General features: G+C 36.4%; 12 protein-coding genes and 3 pseudogenes. 2 read left to right on the top strand and 13 right to left on the bottom strand.

What is annotated here, in order from left to right; all coding sequences use genetic code 11:
* Positions 1-38: 38 nt before the first annotated feature.
* The 3 genes and pseudogenes from E2R68_RS13960 to E2R68_RS01860 all read right to left on the bottom strand — a co-directional run bounded on the left by E2R68_RS13960 (position 39) and on the right by E2R68_RS01860 (position 3,916).
* A pseudogene (locus E2R68_RS13960) lies at positions 39-404 on the bottom strand (DUF1304 domain-containing protein).
* Positions 405-617: 213 nt separating this feature from the next.
* Positions 618-1,913, bottom strand: a complete 1,296-nt coding sequence (locus E2R68_RS01865) for an MFS transporter (protein WP_134275801.1) — start codon at positions 1,911-1,913, stop codon at positions 618-620.
* A 707-nt stretch (positions 1,914-2,620) separates the two neighbouring features.
* Complete coding sequence (locus E2R68_RS01860; protein WP_134275800.1) at positions 2,621-3,916, bottom strand: MFS transporter; 1,296 nt, start codon at positions 3,914-3,916, stop codon at positions 2,621-2,623.
* Positions 3,917-4,631: 715 nt separating this feature from the next.
* On the opposite strand from E2R68_RS01860, the pseudogene E2R68_RS01855 reads away from it, so the two are divergent.
* Positions 4,632-4,847 (top strand): annotated as a pseudogene (locus tag E2R68_RS01855) (transposase); the annotation flags it as partial.
* 33 nt (positions 4,848-4,880) lie between these two features.
* Here the strand turns inward: E2R68_RS01855 and E2R68_RS14040 are convergent.
* The 6 genes and pseudogenes from E2R68_RS14040 to epmB all read right to left on the bottom strand — a co-directional run.
* Positions 4,881-5,545, bottom strand: a pseudogene (locus E2R68_RS14040) (IS630 family transposase); the annotation flags it as partial.
* Between the two features lie 240 nt (positions 5,546-5,785).
* The gene (locus E2R68_RS01835) at positions 5,786-7,864 is read right to left on the bottom strand and encodes a DUF4962 domain-containing protein (RefSeq protein WP_134275798.1); all 2,079 of its coding nucleotides are present in this window, start codon (positions 7,862-7,864) and stop codon (positions 5,786-5,788) included.
* A gap of 425 nt (positions 7,865-8,289) precedes the next feature.
* The gene (locus E2R68_RS01830; protein WP_134275797.1) at positions 8,290-8,667 is read right to left on the bottom strand and encodes a DUF3461 family protein; all 378 of its coding nucleotides are present in this window, start codon (positions 8,665-8,667) and stop codon (positions 8,290-8,292) included.
* 227 nt (positions 8,668-8,894) lie between these two features.
* A complete protein-coding gene (locus tag E2R68_RS01825; RefSeq protein WP_134275796.1) occupies positions 8,895-10,307 on the bottom strand; it encodes an alanine/glycine:cation symporter family protein in 1,413 nt (470 codons plus the stop codon).
* Between the two features lie 305 nt (positions 10,308-10,612).
* Entirely contained in the window at positions 10,613-10,933 is a 321-nt protein-coding gene (locus tag E2R68_RS01820) for a hypothetical protein (protein ID WP_134275795.1), read from the bottom strand.
* A gap of 40 nt (positions 10,934-10,973) precedes the next feature.
* Positions 10,974-11,990 (bottom strand): EF-P beta-lysylation protein EpmB, encoded by a 1,017-nt coding sequence (gene epmB, locus E2R68_RS01815; RefSeq protein ID WP_134275794.1) that lies wholly within the window; start codon positions 11,988-11,990, stop codon positions 10,974-10,976.
* A 29-nt stretch (positions 11,991-12,019) separates the two neighbouring features.
* On the opposite strand from epmB, the gene efp reads away from it, so the two are divergent.
* Positions 12,020-12,589: an elongation factor P gene (efp, locus tag E2R68_RS01810; RefSeq protein WP_134275793.1), complete on the top strand. Its 570-nt coding sequence runs from the start codon at positions 12,020-12,022 to the stop codon at positions 12,587-12,589.
* Positions 12,590-12,651: 62 nt separating this feature from the next.
* Here efp and frdD read toward each other — a convergent pair whose 3' ends face one another.
* Genes frdD through frdA form a run of 4 tightly spaced genes read right to left on the bottom strand, consistent with a single transcriptional unit; the run spans position 12,652 to position 16,038 of the window.
* A complete protein-coding gene (gene frdD / locus E2R68_RS01805) occupies positions 12,652-13,065 on the bottom strand; it encodes a fumarate reductase subunit FrdD (RefSeq protein ID WP_445177072.1) in 414 nt (137 codons plus the stop codon).
* Positions 13,066-13,075: 10 nt separating this feature from the next.
* Positions 13,076-13,465: a fumarate reductase subunit C gene (locus tag E2R68_RS01800; protein ID WP_134275792.1), complete on the bottom strand. Its 390-nt coding sequence runs from the start codon at positions 13,463-13,465 to the stop codon at positions 13,076-13,078.
* A 42-nt stretch (positions 13,466-13,507) separates the two neighbouring features.
* On the bottom strand, positions 13,508-14,248 hold the full coding sequence (locus tag E2R68_RS01795; protein WP_134275865.1) for a succinate dehydrogenase/fumarate reductase iron-sulfur subunit: 741 nt from the start codon (positions 14,246-14,248) through the stop codon (positions 13,508-13,510).
* Between the two features lie 20 nt (positions 14,249-14,268).
* Complete coding sequence (frdA, locus tag E2R68_RS01790) at positions 14,269-16,038, bottom strand: fumarate reductase (quinol) flavoprotein subunit (protein ID WP_134275791.1); 1,770 nt, start codon at positions 16,036-16,038, stop codon at positions 14,269-14,271.
* Positions 16,039-16,124 lie beyond the last annotated feature (86 nt).

Here is a 16,124-nt window from a genome sequence, read left to right as displayed (position 1 = left end):
GTTGCAAAGGGCAAATATAACTCTATTATTTTTTCTACTTAACTAATAAAACTTATTGATAACAAAGCTAAAAATGCTGGTATCCCCTGAACTATCCATATTGATTTTTTTACCGTAAAGCCACCATATATTGCTGCAATGATGATGCACAATAAAAAGTATATTTGTATTTGTAGCCCGAATGATTCATTTGGGTGTAATAACCCCAAAAACAAACCAGTTGCTAAAAATCCATTATAAAGACCTTGATTAGCAGCCATTGTTTTTAGTCATTTTCCATCTTTTTTAGGGATGCCAAAAATCTTAAGGGTTTTGTCTCTATGCCAAAGAAACATTTCTAATATAAGAATATACATATGTTCTATAGCAACAAATAAGACCAGTATAAAAGGGATATAGTGCATGTTTATCTCTACGTTAGAATGTTAAAGGTTATTTATCATAATACTGTAAAGCTTATGGAATGCTATTAATACCAACCACACTCATTTAGCAGATCTATTTTTAAGCGTAAAATTTAATGTAATCACTATAAACGACAAAAGGATCAGTTCTGTTCTTTGCTACTTAAAGCAAAAAACAAAACTGATCCTTAATAGTGTGGGGTAAAGCGTTTTTTAATTTTTACTTTCTAATGGTTCGATTTTTGGAATTAAAATCCAAACTGCTGCCATCGCAGTAATTGCTAAAGATGCACCAATAATAAATGCTGGAGCATAGTTACCATCAGCAGTTAAAATAGGTACTAAAGCCGTTAAACCTAATGCACCTAACTTCGCAGCCATTCCTGATAAACCTGAAAGTGTGCCAACCGCTTTTTTACCATATAAGTCACTTGGTAATGTTTGAACGTTACCAATAGCCGTTTGGAAACCAAACAAAATAATCGCCATAATAATAACTGCACCTGTTGGACCGCCTGGGTTTGCCATTGCCAATAAAGCAGGTAGCATGATCATACAGCCTAGAGAAATAGTTAATTTACGCGCTTTATTAATATTCCAGCCAGCTTTTAAACGGTTTTGTGCAAGTAAACCACCGAACCAAGCTCCAAGCATTGCACCTACGTAAGGTACCCAACCGTAAATACCAATGGATTTAACATCCATATGATAAACTTCATTAAGATAAATTGGGATCCAAAATACAAATAACCACCAGATAGGATCGATCGCTGCAGAAGCGATAATGACACCCCAACTTTCTTTACGTGTTAATAATTCTTTTGTGGTCGGGTTATATTGATCTTCTTCGTTTGTTTCAACATCAGAAGTACGTTGACCAGTTAAGATGTATTCACGCTCTTCATCAGTGAGCCAAGGATGTGTTTTAGCTGGCGCTTTTACAAGAATTAGCCAAGGAATTAACCATAAAAATCCAGCTGCACCAATGGCTACAAAAACCATTCTCCAGCTAAAGAAAGTAGTGAGTAATGCAACTAATGGAATAGCGATAATACCACCAATGGCGGCACCTGAATTGAAGACACCTTGTGCTAATGCGCGTTCTTTAGTTGGAAACCAATCAGCATTACTTTTTGCAGCACCAGGCCAATTTCCCGCTTCAGCAAAACCAATAATAGAACGGAAAATACTAAAGCTAAGTACGCCTTGTGCGAAAGCATGGGCCGCGGTTCCTAGCGCCCAGAATCCCATTGACAATACAAAACCTAAACGGCTGCCAACCCAGTCAAATATTTTTCCAAACATAGCCTGGCCAAAGGCATACGAGAAGATAAATACAATTGAGATATTTGCATAAATTTGTTTTCTTTCAAATGCTGTTTCGTTAGGGAAAAGATCTTTTGCTATATCAGGCCATAATACGCTAAGTGCAGAACGATCAATGTAGTTAATAACAGTAGCCAATGCGATTAAAGCAACAATCCACCATCTTAAGTTTTTAATTTTCATTATTGTACCTTTGTAAACGGTTGTGTTTCAGTGCAATTACACTGCGACATATATCTAAATTCCATTACAAATAAAATGTTTCCTAAAAAACATTATGCACTTCTAAATCCTTAATGAAGTGTTAATTTAACCAATGTAAACATTTGAAAAATCCAAAACGCCATAGCCAGTAAAGGGTATTCATTTTACCTTTAGTTGACATGAACAAGGCGGGCGATAATAGCATTAATTTCAATTTGTAATACATGTATTTTTAGTGCTAATTAAAAAAAAAATGTTTAAGCGGCTAGATATGTTGATATGAGTTTATTTTTGATACTTATTTGTAATGAACATGTTAATGGGGTGAATGTAAAATAAGTAGTAAGTAGCGGATGTTGCTAGATTTTAACGTTAATATTTTAGTATAAAGATTACTAAATGAAGCTAAAGATAAGTAAATAACCCTATTTTTACAACGTTTTAAGTAAGTAATGAAAAGTGTAAAAAGAGAAAACTTACTTCTTTCTTAAATGCTAGAAGGCAATACTCAGATAGATTATTGTTTGATGTGGGAAGTTTTAATGCCATTTTATATGGTGATTGTTTTACTTTTATTTGTAGTATTATATCAGCAGGTAAAAGTGGCTAGAAGAGCCAGATTTATCTTTTACTATTTCAAGTAAGAACAAAATCTGACTCTTAATTATGTTGTGCTAGAGCAGTGTTTAACGTTTGCTTTCTAGTCGTTCAACTTTTGGAATTAAAATCCAAACAGCCGCTACTGCAATGATTGCTAAAGATGCACCAATAATGAATGCAGGGGCATAATTACCATCAGCAGTTAAAATAGGGACTAAAGCCGTTAAACCTAACGCGCCTAGCTTAGCTGCCATACCAGACAAACCTGAAAGTGTACCAACCGCTTTTTTACCATATAAGTCACTTGGTAATGTTTGAACGTTACCAATCGCTGTTTGGAAACCAAATAAAATAACAGCCATAATGATCACCGCACTTGTTGGGCCACCTGGGTTAGCCATTGCTAATAAAGCTGGTAACATGATCCCGCAACCTAAAGTAATAGTTAATTTACGAGTTTTATTTGTATTCCAGCCTGCTTTTAAGCGATTTTGTGCAAGTAAGCCACCGAACCAAGCTCCAAGCATTGCACCTACGTAAGGTACCCAGCCATAAATACCAATAGTTTTAACATTCATCGCATAAACTTCATTAAGGTAGATTGGGATCCAAAATACAAATAACCACCAGATAGGATCGATCGCTGCCGATGCAACAATAACTCCCCAACTTTCTTTACGTGTTAATAGCTCTTTTGTTGAAGGGTTGTATTCATCTTCTTCATTTGTTTCAACATCCGAAGTGCGTTGACCTGTTAAGATGTATTCACGCTCTTCATCAGTGATCCAAGGGTGTGATTTAGGTGGCGCTTTCACTAGAACAATCCAAGGAATTAACCATAAAAGGCCCGTTAAACCAATCACAACAAAAACCATTTTCCAACTGAAGAATGCTGTTAATAATGCGATTAGTGGAATCGCGATAATACCACCAATGGCAGCACCTGAATTAAAGATACCTTGTGCTAATGCGCGTTCTTTAGTTGGAAACCAGTCTGCATTACTTTTTGCTGCGCCAGGCCAGTTCCCAGCTTCAGAAATACCAAGAATAGAGCGGAAAAGACCAAAGCTAAGTACGCCTTGTGCTAAAGCATGGGCTGCAGTTGCTAATGACCAAATACCAATTGATAGTACAAAGCCTAAGCGACTACCAACGCGGTCAAATATTTTGCCAAATATTGCTTGTCCAAAAGCATACGATAAAATAAATACAATTGAGATGTCTGCATAAATTTGTTTTCTTTCAAATGCAGTTTCGTTAGGGAAAAGATCTTTTGCAATATCAGGCCATAATACGCTAAGTGCTGAACGGTCAATGTAATTAATAACAGTGGCCAATGCGATTAAAGCAATAATCCACCATCTTAAGTTTTTGATTTTCATGATTGTTCCTTTGTAAACGGTTGTGTTGCAGTACATTTACACTGCGACATATATATAAATTCCATTACAAATAAAATGTTTCCTAAAAAACATTACGCACTTCTAAATCCTTAATGAAGTGTTAATTTAACCAATGTGAACATTCGAAAAATTTTAAAATGTCATAACTAGTAAAGGGTACTCATTTCACCTTTAGTTGATGTGACCAAGGTGAGCGATGTTAGCATTAATTTATATTTGTCATAGATGATTTACAGGTGAGTATTGAAAAGTAACGTACAGGTCACTGTAGATGTTGATATGAATTTATTTTTGATACTTATTTGTAGTGCATATGTTAATGGTGTGAAGATAAAAGAGCGAGTAAGTAGCGGATGTTGCTAGATTTTAACGTTAAAATTTTAGTGTAAAGGTTATTAAATAAGCGAAAAACAGTTAAATAACCACACTATTTACAATGTTTTAGTCAAACAATTACAAGTCTAAAAAGATAATACTCTGATAGATTCTTCTTTGATGCTGGGAATTTTTATGTCATTTGATGTGCTGATTGTTTTACTTTTATTTGCAGATATTTTATCTTTTGGCTAGTTACAGCAACAATGTGGATCATTGGGACGCAGGATTGATCTTGCCAGAATGCTAAATATCATTTAAAAACGATACTAATTACTATTTGGATGTGGAACATTGGGGCGCAGGATTTATCCTGCCGATATATACGACCAATGCGATTGAGTCATTGAACAGTGTAATACGTAAAGCTATCAAGAAACGTAAGGTGTTCCCAACGGATGAGTCGGCCAAAAAGGTGGTTTATCTTGCTATCATGGATGCATCAAAGAAATGGACGATGTAGATAAGAAATTGGAAAACGACCTTGAATCGCTTTATGATAGCGTTCGAAGACCGTCTTAAAGACTACGTTTAAAAACCGCAGTTACACAGAATGATTTACAGGGTCGATACAACATTTATCAACTATCTCGTTATAGTCTTTAAAATACCAATTCGCTATTTCATTCTGACGTAACCAACTCCATACTTGTTCAATCGGATCAAGCTCTGGTGAGTATGGGAGAAGATGAATTATCGAGATGTTATCAAACTGCTCCTCTAAATAAGCTTAATGCCAACTGGCCTGAGCCATAATGATCACTGAATGAATGTTTACCCTTTGGCGTAGCGTCTGAAATCAATTGAAGATGCTTTGTCATTACTTCCATATTACTAACAGGTGCAACAATTGCTTCTGTTTGCCCTGTATTCACACCAACGGCAGCAAAAAGGTAAGCGTATTGAAATGGTTGTTGCTGAACGACTCTTGGTCTTGAGTCTTTTTCTGCCCAAATTCGCGTTGTCGTATTACGCTGTCCAAACCTTGCTTCATCTTGAAACCATACATTGACGTTATCTAGACTGACATGCCCAGGGATCTTAAGGATCGTTTCTATTTGGAATTTTTTTAAAAGCTTCTTGCGCCTCAATTGATTGTTTAGGATGCATTGAGCGTGTTGTTATCTAACTGAGGTTTAGTTCATGTAGTAAGTGATAGATATTACTTTTTTGATAAGTGACGTTGAAGTTAGTTTCGATATATTCTTTTATATCCTTCGCTTGTAAACGGCCAACTTCTTTTTTACTGCGTTATCAATTACATATGCTTTGATGTCGATGTAATTAATCTAATGAAATGATGAACCATAATAGCTCCTTTATGAGGTTATATTAGATCACAAAATTATTGGAATTGGTATTATTGACCATTACAGGATGGATCCTGCGCCCAAAGCAGCAAACAAAAAGACCGCCTATATTGCTATAGGCGGCCTTTTATTAAGCTTAAATTGTTAACTTATAAAGTTAAGATTAAAGCTCGATAGTTACTACTTCACCATCGATAGTTAACTCTAAAGTGTTGCCTACTAATTTGTGGCTAACTTCAGTTTTAGGACCATTGATTTTGCTTGGTACTAATAATGTTAGGATATCGTGGTCTTTTTTCGCTTTGAATTTAGCTTCAACATGACGATGAACTTCTAAATCAGCATATTCAGCTGGGTCAACTTCACCAAAACCTTCAACGTTTTCAATTGATAGAAGATCTTTTTTGCTATCGTTAATGAATGTAACGTCTAATAGCGCGTTGTCACCGATTATTTGGAAAGACTCAGCTGCTGTTTCAGTTTTGAATGTAGTGTGTAATAACCACGTTAAATCTTGCTCAGATTTTAATGTCGCTGTATCACGCATTACGAATACTTTACCTTTAGCAAACCAGATTTTACGTTTGTAAGATTCAAGATCTGGGTTGTGGAATTGGTATGAAGTTGATGCATCACCTTCAACAAATAACACGTCAGACTCTGTATCGTAATCAGTAATTTGACCACCAGCTTCAACACAGTAACGATCTTGGTGAACGCCTTCGAATTTAGTTGTTGTATTTTCTGCATATTGACCTTTGCCATTAAATAATGGAAGGTTTTTAGAGAAAGTACGACGACGCCATTTAATGTGCATGTCAACACCGAAACCACCGTAGTAACCAGTGATAGCCGCTAACGTATCGCCAAATGCATGTAATGTGTATGCATTTTGGTCGCCATGTGAATGACTGATAGAACCAAACGGGCTACATTTGTAAACCATGTGGATGTGCTCTTCACGGTTTGTCATGTTGCTGTGGAATGCTGCCCAACCTGTGATTGGGAATACTTTAAGTAGTGGCTTGTTAGAAGGCACAACTTCAGGCATATCGTTCCATAGGTAATCAAAACGTAGATCGTCGTAACCAAAGTCCCACCAACCGAAGTTGTAGAATTTTGTATGTGCTTCAGTATCACGTGCTTTTAATTGGTTGTAGTACCAAATGTACTCAGGTTTGTTGTTTACACCAGCAAAATGTTTGATGTTGTAAGCTAGTTTAAGACCTGGGAAGTCACCAATACTTGATTGGTCACAGAAACTTGCGCGCTTAGAATGTACTGGCATACAGTACAGAATGAAGTCACCTGTGTTTTTGTAGAATTCTTTGTTGAACATGTCGATAGATGTGTAGCTTTTTAATAGATCAAAAGACTCACCTAAGAATGCCATTTGTGTGTTCCAGTAATCTGGACCTTCAGCCCATGCACCGTCTTTACCGCCCCATGGTGGGTAATGAGTTGCATAGTATTCGATACCGTATTCGATGTATTCACGTGCTTTAGGATATTCATTGTAAAGTGCGATACAAGTTGGAATAACAGCTGAAGAAATTGAACGTACACCGTGACTGTTTAGCGGGTTAGCTAGTAGGTCAACTGTTACTTGTAAGTGGTGCATGATTTCTTCTAAACGAACGATCAATGCTTGTTTAACTGTTTCACGCTCTTCATCAGAGAAGTAAGCATGTAGCCAATCGAAGCCCCAAGCCATTGCTGCAATAACACGGAAAGCTGCTTCATCGTTATAACCACGAGACGTTACGCCTTCTGGATCGTAAGAAGCTAGTTGTAATGTCCATGCTTTTGCTTTAGCGATGATCGCATCATCTTCTAATACGATACCAGCGATTGATAGGTTACGTGTAGCATTGAATGCTTCTTGGCAGCTAACGTACATTTGACGCCAGTAAGGACGCCATAATGAAGCTTTACCAACCGTTTCTTCTGGGTAAGCTTTTGGTTCTGCGTAAGGTGTTGTATCCAAGAACTTGTTTGTAGAGTTGTTCATGAATGCATCAAATTTACAGTAGCCAGCATCATTTTTTAGATTAGCTTTGAATGCAGGAAGATCTTTGCTTTGAACTAATAGGCGAGGGTGTTCAACGCTTAAGTTGTCAAGGAAAGAAAGATCAATCTTAGTTTTTTCGACTTTAACAGGCATCACATCAAGTAGATTACCAGCAGATTTGTCGTTTTCTAATTTGATCGCTTTGATTGCGTCAAAAGACTTGTTAGACATTTAATACCTCTAATTTTGGAGTTAATAAATTTGTACTTTACCCTTGAGAAATCATCCCTCTCTAGAGCGTTGAAATTAATATCCAGCTGCAATAATTTAGCCTAAAGGTATTATCCATTTAGGGCTTATTGTGTTTTTATAAAACTTATCATTGGCTGTCTTGGCAGGGCATGACTCTTTGAGCCCTATCGGTGCGTGTTTTATATCATTTGTATTACTTAAATACAAGATCATGGAAATAGGGAAGGGGCAATTTGAGTAGTCTTTCACGAGTTATTGAGTAAGGTCAATAATAGGTTAAATAAACAGCAGTGATGAATTTGCTTGATAGTTATTTTTTATGATTTTTGAGGGCAAATAAACAGCAAAAAAGTAAAATAAAAAATGACTTTGTTTACTGTTTATTATATTTAGCAAATAATTTTTTAGAGTTTTTCTAATTTATCTTCTAATTCTTTAATTTTACTATCGACTACAAGTTGTAGATGTTTTAAGTCAGATAATATTTGTTCTTTAAGCTCTTTTTCTGTACTAACGTGCAAGCTTAGACTATCTAGCTCTTTGATTATTTTATGCAAGGTCGGATTAATTTCTGATAAATGTGTAAATTTGTCAGTATTTTGTCCTCCACTTACTTTTTTCATTTGTCGCTGAAATTTAAATTTACTACTGCGTGCGATTAACATCCGACTATTTTTGCGGAAATAGACTTTTAAAATATCTTTGTCGCCTTCCTGACGTAAAGAATAACGTTGGATATCTTCTGGATTCTTAATACCGATGTCTTTCAGATTTGGATACATTTTCTCTCCCTGAGTCTATTTTCTTTGAGTGTATAAAAAAGCATTACATGTTTTAGTGTTAGTGATCAAATATATCAATTTTTATTCTATTTATTCACTTTTTATAGGGGTTAATTGTGTAAATCGTAGAGAAAAGGTGAGGGGGAGGGAGTGATAGGATTATTGTACTTATCTCGATTAGGATAATAAGTACAATAATAGTTATTGCTTAAAAAATAATGTGTTAATTATTTTTTAACTTCCCAAATACCCGGTTCGATTTTTTTATCTAACTCAGGTAGTTTAGTACGGTCAAAAGTAGGTGATTTTCCTGCATTAAGTTGCTGATTATAATCTTTAGCCAGTTTTATAACCTCATTTGATAGTAATAAAATAGCAATGAGATTGACTAGTGCCATTAGTCCCATTGATACATCAGCTAATGACCAAATAACAGTGTTACTTTGTGTCGCTCCAAATAGAATCATACCTAGTACTGCAATACGTAAAATCATCACTCCACGTGTATTTTTATGCTGTAAAAATACAAGGTTTGTTTCTGCATAAGAGTAGTTTGCGATAATTGAAGTAAAGGCAAAAAACAGTAATGCAATAGCAACAAATGAACCACCCCAATCACCTACTTGAATGTCCAGTGCACGTTGTGTTATTTCAACCCCGCCCATTCCTGAGAATGATTCAACTCCACCTGATAATAGAATAATAGATGCTGTTGCAGTACAAATAACGATGGTATCAATGAAAACACCTAACATTTGTACATAACCTTGTGATGCAGGATGTGCAGGATAAGGTGATGCAGTTGCTGCTGCATTTGCAGCACTACCCATACCTGCTTCATTGGAAAATAAACCACGTTGAACACCAGTCATAACCATTGCACCAAAAGCACCACCTGCCGCTTCTTGCCAACCAAAGGCTGAATCAAAGATTATTTTTAAAATTGCAGGTATTTCTGTTACGTTGATAACAACAACGTATAAAGCAATTGATAAATAAATGAGTGCCATTGCAGGAACAATTTTTTCAGCTACTTTAGCAATACCTCGAATACCTGTAAAAATAACAGCACCAGAGATAATAGCTAATATAATGCCAACGGTTAATTTATCGAATTTAAATGATTCATGTAAAGCGGCTGTAATTGAGTTTGCTTGAACTGCATTAAAGACTAAACCAAATGCAATGATTAAGAAGATAGCAAATAAGCTACCCATCCAACGTGCATTTAAGCCTCGTTCCATATAATAAGCTGGACCACCACGGAAATTACCATCTTTATCATGTACTTTATAAGCTTGAGCTAAGGTACTTTCAGCAAAACTTGTTGCCATACCTAATAGTGCAATTAACCACATCCAGAAAATAGCACCTGCGCCACCTACTGTAATAGCGATTGCAACACCTGCTAAGTTACCCGTACCAACACGAGCGGCTAAACTAGTAGAAAGAGCTTGGAAAGAAGAAATACCTTCTTTATCTGATTTACGGCTGCCTCTCATGACAGTAAAAGTATGGAAAAAATGACGGAATTGGATAAAACCCAATCTTACTGTGAAATAAACTCCCGTGCCGATAAGTAAATATACGAGGACTTGTCCCCATAACAAACCATTAATTGCATTAAGCAGCGATTGCATAAAGTTACCTTGTTGAATGATTGCGCCGAGTCCGTTTAAGTTATTAAAACGCAGTGGAAGAAATGAATAAGCGCAGGATGATATCAAATTCACCGGTATTTTTCTTATGTTTATAAAGACCATTGCTAGCGGAGAGGGTAAATTATTGGTTTTGTAATCTTTTTTTGACTTTAAATAGGTTATTTTAAAGGTTGGATTTTTTGAGTGGTTACTCAGACATGGATTTTAAAATAAGTTAAGTTATTAATTCTTGAAGTAATTAATAACTTAACTATTGGGGAATTTAGTATTATGTCATATTAAGGTTATTTGGCTTTTAAATTCTCTTTAAAGGCATTTAATGTTTTAAATAACAATTCAATTTTAACCACGATAGCAGGTAATTGCTCCATATAATGCTCTTCTGTATCTGTTTGAATCGCCTGTAAATCAGCAGCTAATTCTTCTACATAAGGCAAGAAAGTATCAGCATGTTTAGTGAATGGCGTATCATCTGCAAAAATATGAGCGAAGCCAGCAGTCTTTTGTTTACGTAATTCAGCTAACGCTTGGTCAGCATCTACTGCTCGGTGATAAATAATTTTAATGTTTTCTTGAAGCTGTGCTTGCACGCTTTCTTTGCTCATGCTCTTCTCCTGTGCAATTTAGTCATTGAGTTTTTCAACATTATAACGAATGTATTAAGGTTTTACTTTGTTGACCTGCAATTTCTCTGCTTAAACGTGGCACTAAATAGCCCGGTAACTCGATTTGCATTTGTTGATGTAATTGCTGTGCTTGTTTTTCTGCAATATCAAAATGAGCGGCACCTTGCACTTTATCAAGTAAAAATAGGTAATAAGGCAGGACGTTAACTGAGAATAACGCTTCACTCAGTTCTACAAGTGATTTGACATCATTATTTACCCCTTTTAATAAAACACTTTGATTTAATAACTGAATACCTGCTTGATGGCAAAGTTGCATTGCTTGTGCAAAATCTTGATCAACTTCTTGTGCATGATTAATGTGTAACACTAATACAATTTTAAAGCGGCTTTGCTGTAAACGCGCTACTAAATCGGGAGTAATACGTGAAGGAATAACAACGGGTAAACGTGTATGAATTCTCAAACGAGTTAATTGTGGTAAAGCCTCAAGTTGCGTGATTAATTCAAAAAGCTGTTTATCTTTACACATTAATGGATCGCCACCGCTTAAAATAACTTCATTTACGTCAGGGGTATTTTGTATGTAACTGATAATTTCAACAATTTGTGATTTGTTCACGCTGTTTTCAGCGTAAGGGAAATGGCGTCTGAAGCAATATCGACAATTCACTGCACAGCCTGTTTTTAAAATGATTAAAACTCGGCTTTTGTATTTGTGTAATAAACCTTTTTGCTGATTATTTTGTTCCACTAATGGATCTGTAGTGTAACCACTTATTATTAATTCTTCATCAAGGATTGGCAATACTTGTTTTAATAAAGGATCATTAATATTGCCTTTTTGCATTTTTTTAATAAAGGGCAAAGGGACTAACATAGGGAATTGTTTGCGAGCAAGTTGACTAATTAGGCCATTTTGTTGCTCAATCTCCAATATTTCTAACAGTTGCAGTGGATTTTTCACTGCTTCTGCGAGTTCCTTTTGCCATGTTGGCAAGTCAGCGGTATTATTCACGTTAATTATTTCAGGCATTTTTTATCAGTTTAGTAATAGAGGTTATAATGGCAACATATAGTACCAGTGATTTTAAAGGCGGGCTAAAATTCATGCTCGATAACGAGCCATGTGTGATCATGGAAAATGAATATGTTAAACCTGGTAAAGGCCAAGCATTTAGTCGCGTTAAATACCGTAAGTTAATTTCAGGCAAAGTGGTAGATAAAACATTCAAATCAAATGAAACAGTTGAATCTGCCGATGTAATGGATTTTGACCTAGCTTATCTTTATAACGATGGTGAATTCTTTCACTTTATGGATAACGACACTTTTGAACAGATCGCAGCTGATGCAAATGCAGTAGGTGATATGGACAAGTGGTTAGTAGAGCAAAATATTTGTACTATCACAACTTGGAACGATAGCCCTATCGCTGTTATGCCACCTAACTTTGTTGAGTTAGAAGTGACTGAAACAGATCCTGGTTTAAAAGGTGATACTGCTGGAACGGGTGGTAAACCTGCTACATTATCAACAGGTGCGGTTGTACGTGTTCCTTTATTCATTCAAATTGGTGAAGTGATTAAAGTTGATACTCGTAGTGGCGAATATGTTGGACGTGTTAAAAAATAACCATGACGAATTAAATACTGAATTAAAAACCAGCTTTTGAAGCTGGTTTTTTTGTTTAAGCGTTATAGCGTTAGCATTTGTAATAATAAAGTGAAAACAAAAACACTCACTGCAAATGCAAAACCATAACAAAGTACTTGCTGCCAATCACGACCTCGTTTGATCCTTAAGTCATGTAATGAGTGAAAAATACGATGTAAAGTATGCCAAAGTGGTAGGGCAACTAATACAAAGAGAATTGCTGCTCCATACCAAGTACCAGTAAACTGATATATTTTTTGATAACTTAAATTATCCGCATTAATAATACCGAGTGGAATTAATAAACCTGTTATTAAAATCATTATGGGTGTAAAAAAAGCAGTTAACATGCCTCCTGCACCAAATAACCCCCAAAAGATAGGTTCATGGCTTCTGCTATATTTTTTAGTCGAGCTATTATTTATCTCGTTATTTTTAATCTGTTTATTGTTCATTGTTAACTCCCTATATCAGAATGCTCACTAAACAAAATAGACTGATCACAGCGAATGCTACGTAATGACCTGTCACAATTATTTTGTCATCTACTCGCTTGCCTTTTATCCATAGATCTAGCGCTTTTGGAGCTAATGAAAACCAAGTAATGCTGTGGTACAAAGCAAATATTAACGCCACTATATGTAATATAATCGAAAGAGGGCTTTGTAATGCCTCCATCCAAGCATTAAATGCAACTTCCCCTTGGCTTAAACGGAAAACACCCCATGCCAGAATAAGGCTATACAGGGTGATTAGAATGCTACTGCCTTCTCGAAGCATATACTTGCTATAAAACAGATCTTTTAACCACCAGTCAGACTTCATTTCCCGCGTATAAGGTTTACGTTTACTCATGCTGTTGTCCTTCTTTATTTTCCTATTATTTTTAACTATCGTTTATTCTGGTTTGAACATGCCAATCAGGTAATCTTTGCTGCTTTCAACTTTTAATAATTGTATTGCTGCCGCAGGATCAACACCTTTAGGGCAAACCACTGAGCAATAACCGACAAAAGTACAACCCCAAACACCTTCTTCTTGATTGACTATTTTCATGCGTTCAGCGGTACCTGCGTCACGACCATCTCGGTTATAACGCGCTAATAATGTTAATGCTGCTGGACCGATAAATTTATTGTCTAAAGCGTATTGCGGACAAGCGGAATAACATAATCCACAGTTAATACACATTGAAAATTGTCTGTATTTCTCTAGCTGTTCGGGTGTTTGTTGATAAGGTCCATCAGATAAAGGTTTATTTTTTACTTCTGGGATAAGGTAGGCTTTAACTTCTTCTAGTTTTTTAATAAAGTCATCCATCACCACCACAAGATCTCGTTCAATGGGGAAGTTAGCAAGAGCCTCAAGTTTTACTTTTTTAGGATAATAGTCTCGTAAGAAAGCTTTACAGCCCAATTTTGGCGCGCCATTTACCATCAAACCACAGCTACCACAAATCGCCATTCTGCATGACCAGCGGAAGCTTATTGTGCTATCAAGATGATCTTTAATGTATTGCAATGCTTCTAAAATGGATAGGTCTGGAGTGTAAGGAATTTCAAAAACTTGCGGGAATGGTTTTTCATCTTGCTCTGGGCGATAGCGAAGAATTTCTATTTCGATAATTTCATCAGTCATGTTTATTGCTTGCGACATGATTATTTCTCCTTCGCTTCAGAAGCTGCACCGTAAACACGTTCTGCAGGTTGGCTTTTAGTGATGGTGACATCTGAGTATTTAATTATTGGAGCACTATCTGCTTGATAATAAGCTAATGAGTGTTTTAGGTAATTAATATCATCACGCTCTTCAAAACCATCAATGCGTTGATGTGAACCTCGAGACTCTTTACGCAAAATTGCACTATGAGCCATGGCTTCTGCGGTATCTAATAAATAACCTAATTCAATGGCATATAAAAGTTCGGTATTAAATACACTGGATTTATCATTTATTTGGATATTTTTATAACGTTGTTTTAACTCTGCTAACGTATCAATGGTTTTTTGCATTGATTCTTGAGTGCGGTAGATACCTACACCTGCTTCCATACAGTCCCCCATTTGTTGACGTATATCGGCCATTTTTTCAGTACCATTACTATTTAAAAGCGCTTCCGTTTTAGCAATGATTTGTTCTGCTTGTTTACGTAATGGTGTGATTTTTTGGTGTTTTGTATTTTCAGCGTATTGTGCAGCTTGTTGACCTGCAAGTTGTCCAAAAACGGCTAACTCAGTTAATGAATTAGAGCCTAAACGATTTGCACCATGTAAACCGACAGATGCACATTCACCAATGGCGTATAATCCCGCCAAACTAGTCGCTGTTTTTGCATCAGTTGCAATGCCACCCATGGTGTAATGTACTGTTGGGCGAACGGGAATAGGGGCGTGTACAGGATCCACTCCAACATAAGCTTTAGCAAGTTCGCGTATAAAAGGTAAACGCTCATTTATTTTTGCTTCACCTAGATGACGTAAATCGAGATTCACGTAATCACCTCGCTCGCCAGTGATTACATTACCTTTTTGCTGTTCTTGCCAAAAACATTGACTAAGTTTGTCACGAGGTCCTAATTCCATATGTTTGTTTTTAGGGGAGCCGATTGCTGTTTCAGGGCCAAGACCATAGTCTTGTAAATAGCGATAACCTTGTTTATTGGTTAAAACACCACCTTCACCTCGACAACCTTCAGTCATTAATATTCCAGAACCAGGTAATCCTGTTGGATGGTATTGTACAAACTCCATATCTCTTAACGCGACACCATGACGATAAGCTAAGGACATACCGTCACCCGTTACGATACCGCCATTGGTATTATAGGTATATACGCGAGCAGCACCTCCGGTAGCCATGATCACTGATTTTGCTTGAATTAATTTGGCTTCACCTTCGGCAATATCAAGGATCACAACTCCTTGAATTTTTTCATCTTCAACAATTAAATCTAGGCAAAAATGCTCATCAAAACGTGTTATTTTGGGATGTTGAAGTGATGTTTGGAAAAGCGTGTGTAGAATATGAAATCCACTTTTATCAGCGGCAAACCATGTGCGCTCTATTTTCATACCACCAAAAGCACGTACATTGATACTGCCGTCATCTTTACGGCTCCAAGGGCATCCCCAATGTTCTAACTGGGTAAGTTGTTTTGCAGCATTATTAACAAAGTATTCCACTACATCTTGTTCGCATAGCCAATCTCCGCCAGCAACGGTATCGTTAAAATGATCTTCGAGGGAATCATTATCTTGTGCTACGCCAGCCGCGCCGCCTTCTGCGGCAACAGTGTGACTACGCATTGGATAAACTTTGGAGATAAGGGCGATATCAAGTTGTGGATGATTTTCAGCAATTTCTATAGCAGCTCTTAGACCTGAACCACCCGCACCAATAATGGCAACATCTGTTTTTATTATTTGCATCATATTTTCCCATAAAATGGTAAATTCACTTTCAATTTAGTCTATCAGTTAAAATGTAAAAAACATTGACCCAAACAAGCATAGAA

It is taken from the genome of Psychromonas algarum (assembly GCF_004376845.1).
In the GTDB taxonomy this organism is placed as follows: domain Bacteria; phylum Pseudomonadota; class Gammaproteobacteria; order Enterobacterales; family Psychromonadaceae; genus Psychromonas.
This window is presented reverse-complemented; position numbering and strand designations above follow the sequence as displayed.

Bases quoted from the DNA above. Each gene is read 5' to 3' on its own strand.
- E2R68_RS01865 (WP_134275801.1), bottom strand. From the start codon at position 1,913: ATGAAAATTAAAAACTTAAGATGGTGGATTGTTGCTTTAATCGCATTG.
- E2R68_RS01860 (WP_134275800.1), bottom strand. From the start codon at position 3,916: ATGAAAATCAAAAACTTAAGATGGTGGATTATTGCTTTAATCGCATTG.
- E2R68_RS01835 (WP_134275798.1), bottom strand. From the start codon at position 7,864: ATGTCTAACAAGTCTTTTGACGCAATCAAAGCGATCAAATTAGAAAAC.
- E2R68_RS01830 (WP_134275797.1), bottom strand. From the start codon at position 8,667: ATGTATCCAAATCTGAAAGACATCGGTATTAAGAATCCAGAAGATATC.
- E2R68_RS01825 (WP_134275796.1), bottom strand. From the start codon at position 10,307: ATGCAATCGCTGCTTAATGCAATTAATGGTTTGTTATGGGGACAAGTC.
- E2R68_RS01820 (WP_134275795.1), bottom strand. From the start codon at position 10,933: ATGAGCAAAGAAAGCGTGCAAGCACAGCTTCAAGAAAACATTAAAATT.
- epmB (WP_134275794.1), bottom strand. From the start codon at position 11,990: ATGCCTGAAATAATTAACGTGAATAATACCGCTGACTTGCCAACATGG.
- efp (WP_134275793.1), top strand. From the start codon at position 12,020: ATGGCAACATATAGTACCAGTGATTTTAAAGGCGGGCTAAAATTCATG.
- frdD (WP_445177072.1), bottom strand. From the start codon at position 13,065: ATGAACAATAAACAGATTAAAAATAACGAGATAAATAATAGCTCGACT.
- E2R68_RS01800 (WP_134275792.1), bottom strand. From the start codon at position 13,465: ATGAGTAAACGTAAACCTTATACGCGGGAAATGAAGTCTGACTGGTGG.
- E2R68_RS01795 (WP_134275865.1), bottom strand. From the start codon at position 14,248: ATGACTGATGAAATTATCGAAATAGAAATTCTTCGCTATCGCCCAGAG.
- frdA (WP_134275791.1), bottom strand. From the start codon at position 16,038: ATGCAAATAATAAAAACAGATGTTGCCATTATTGGTGCGGGTGGTTCA.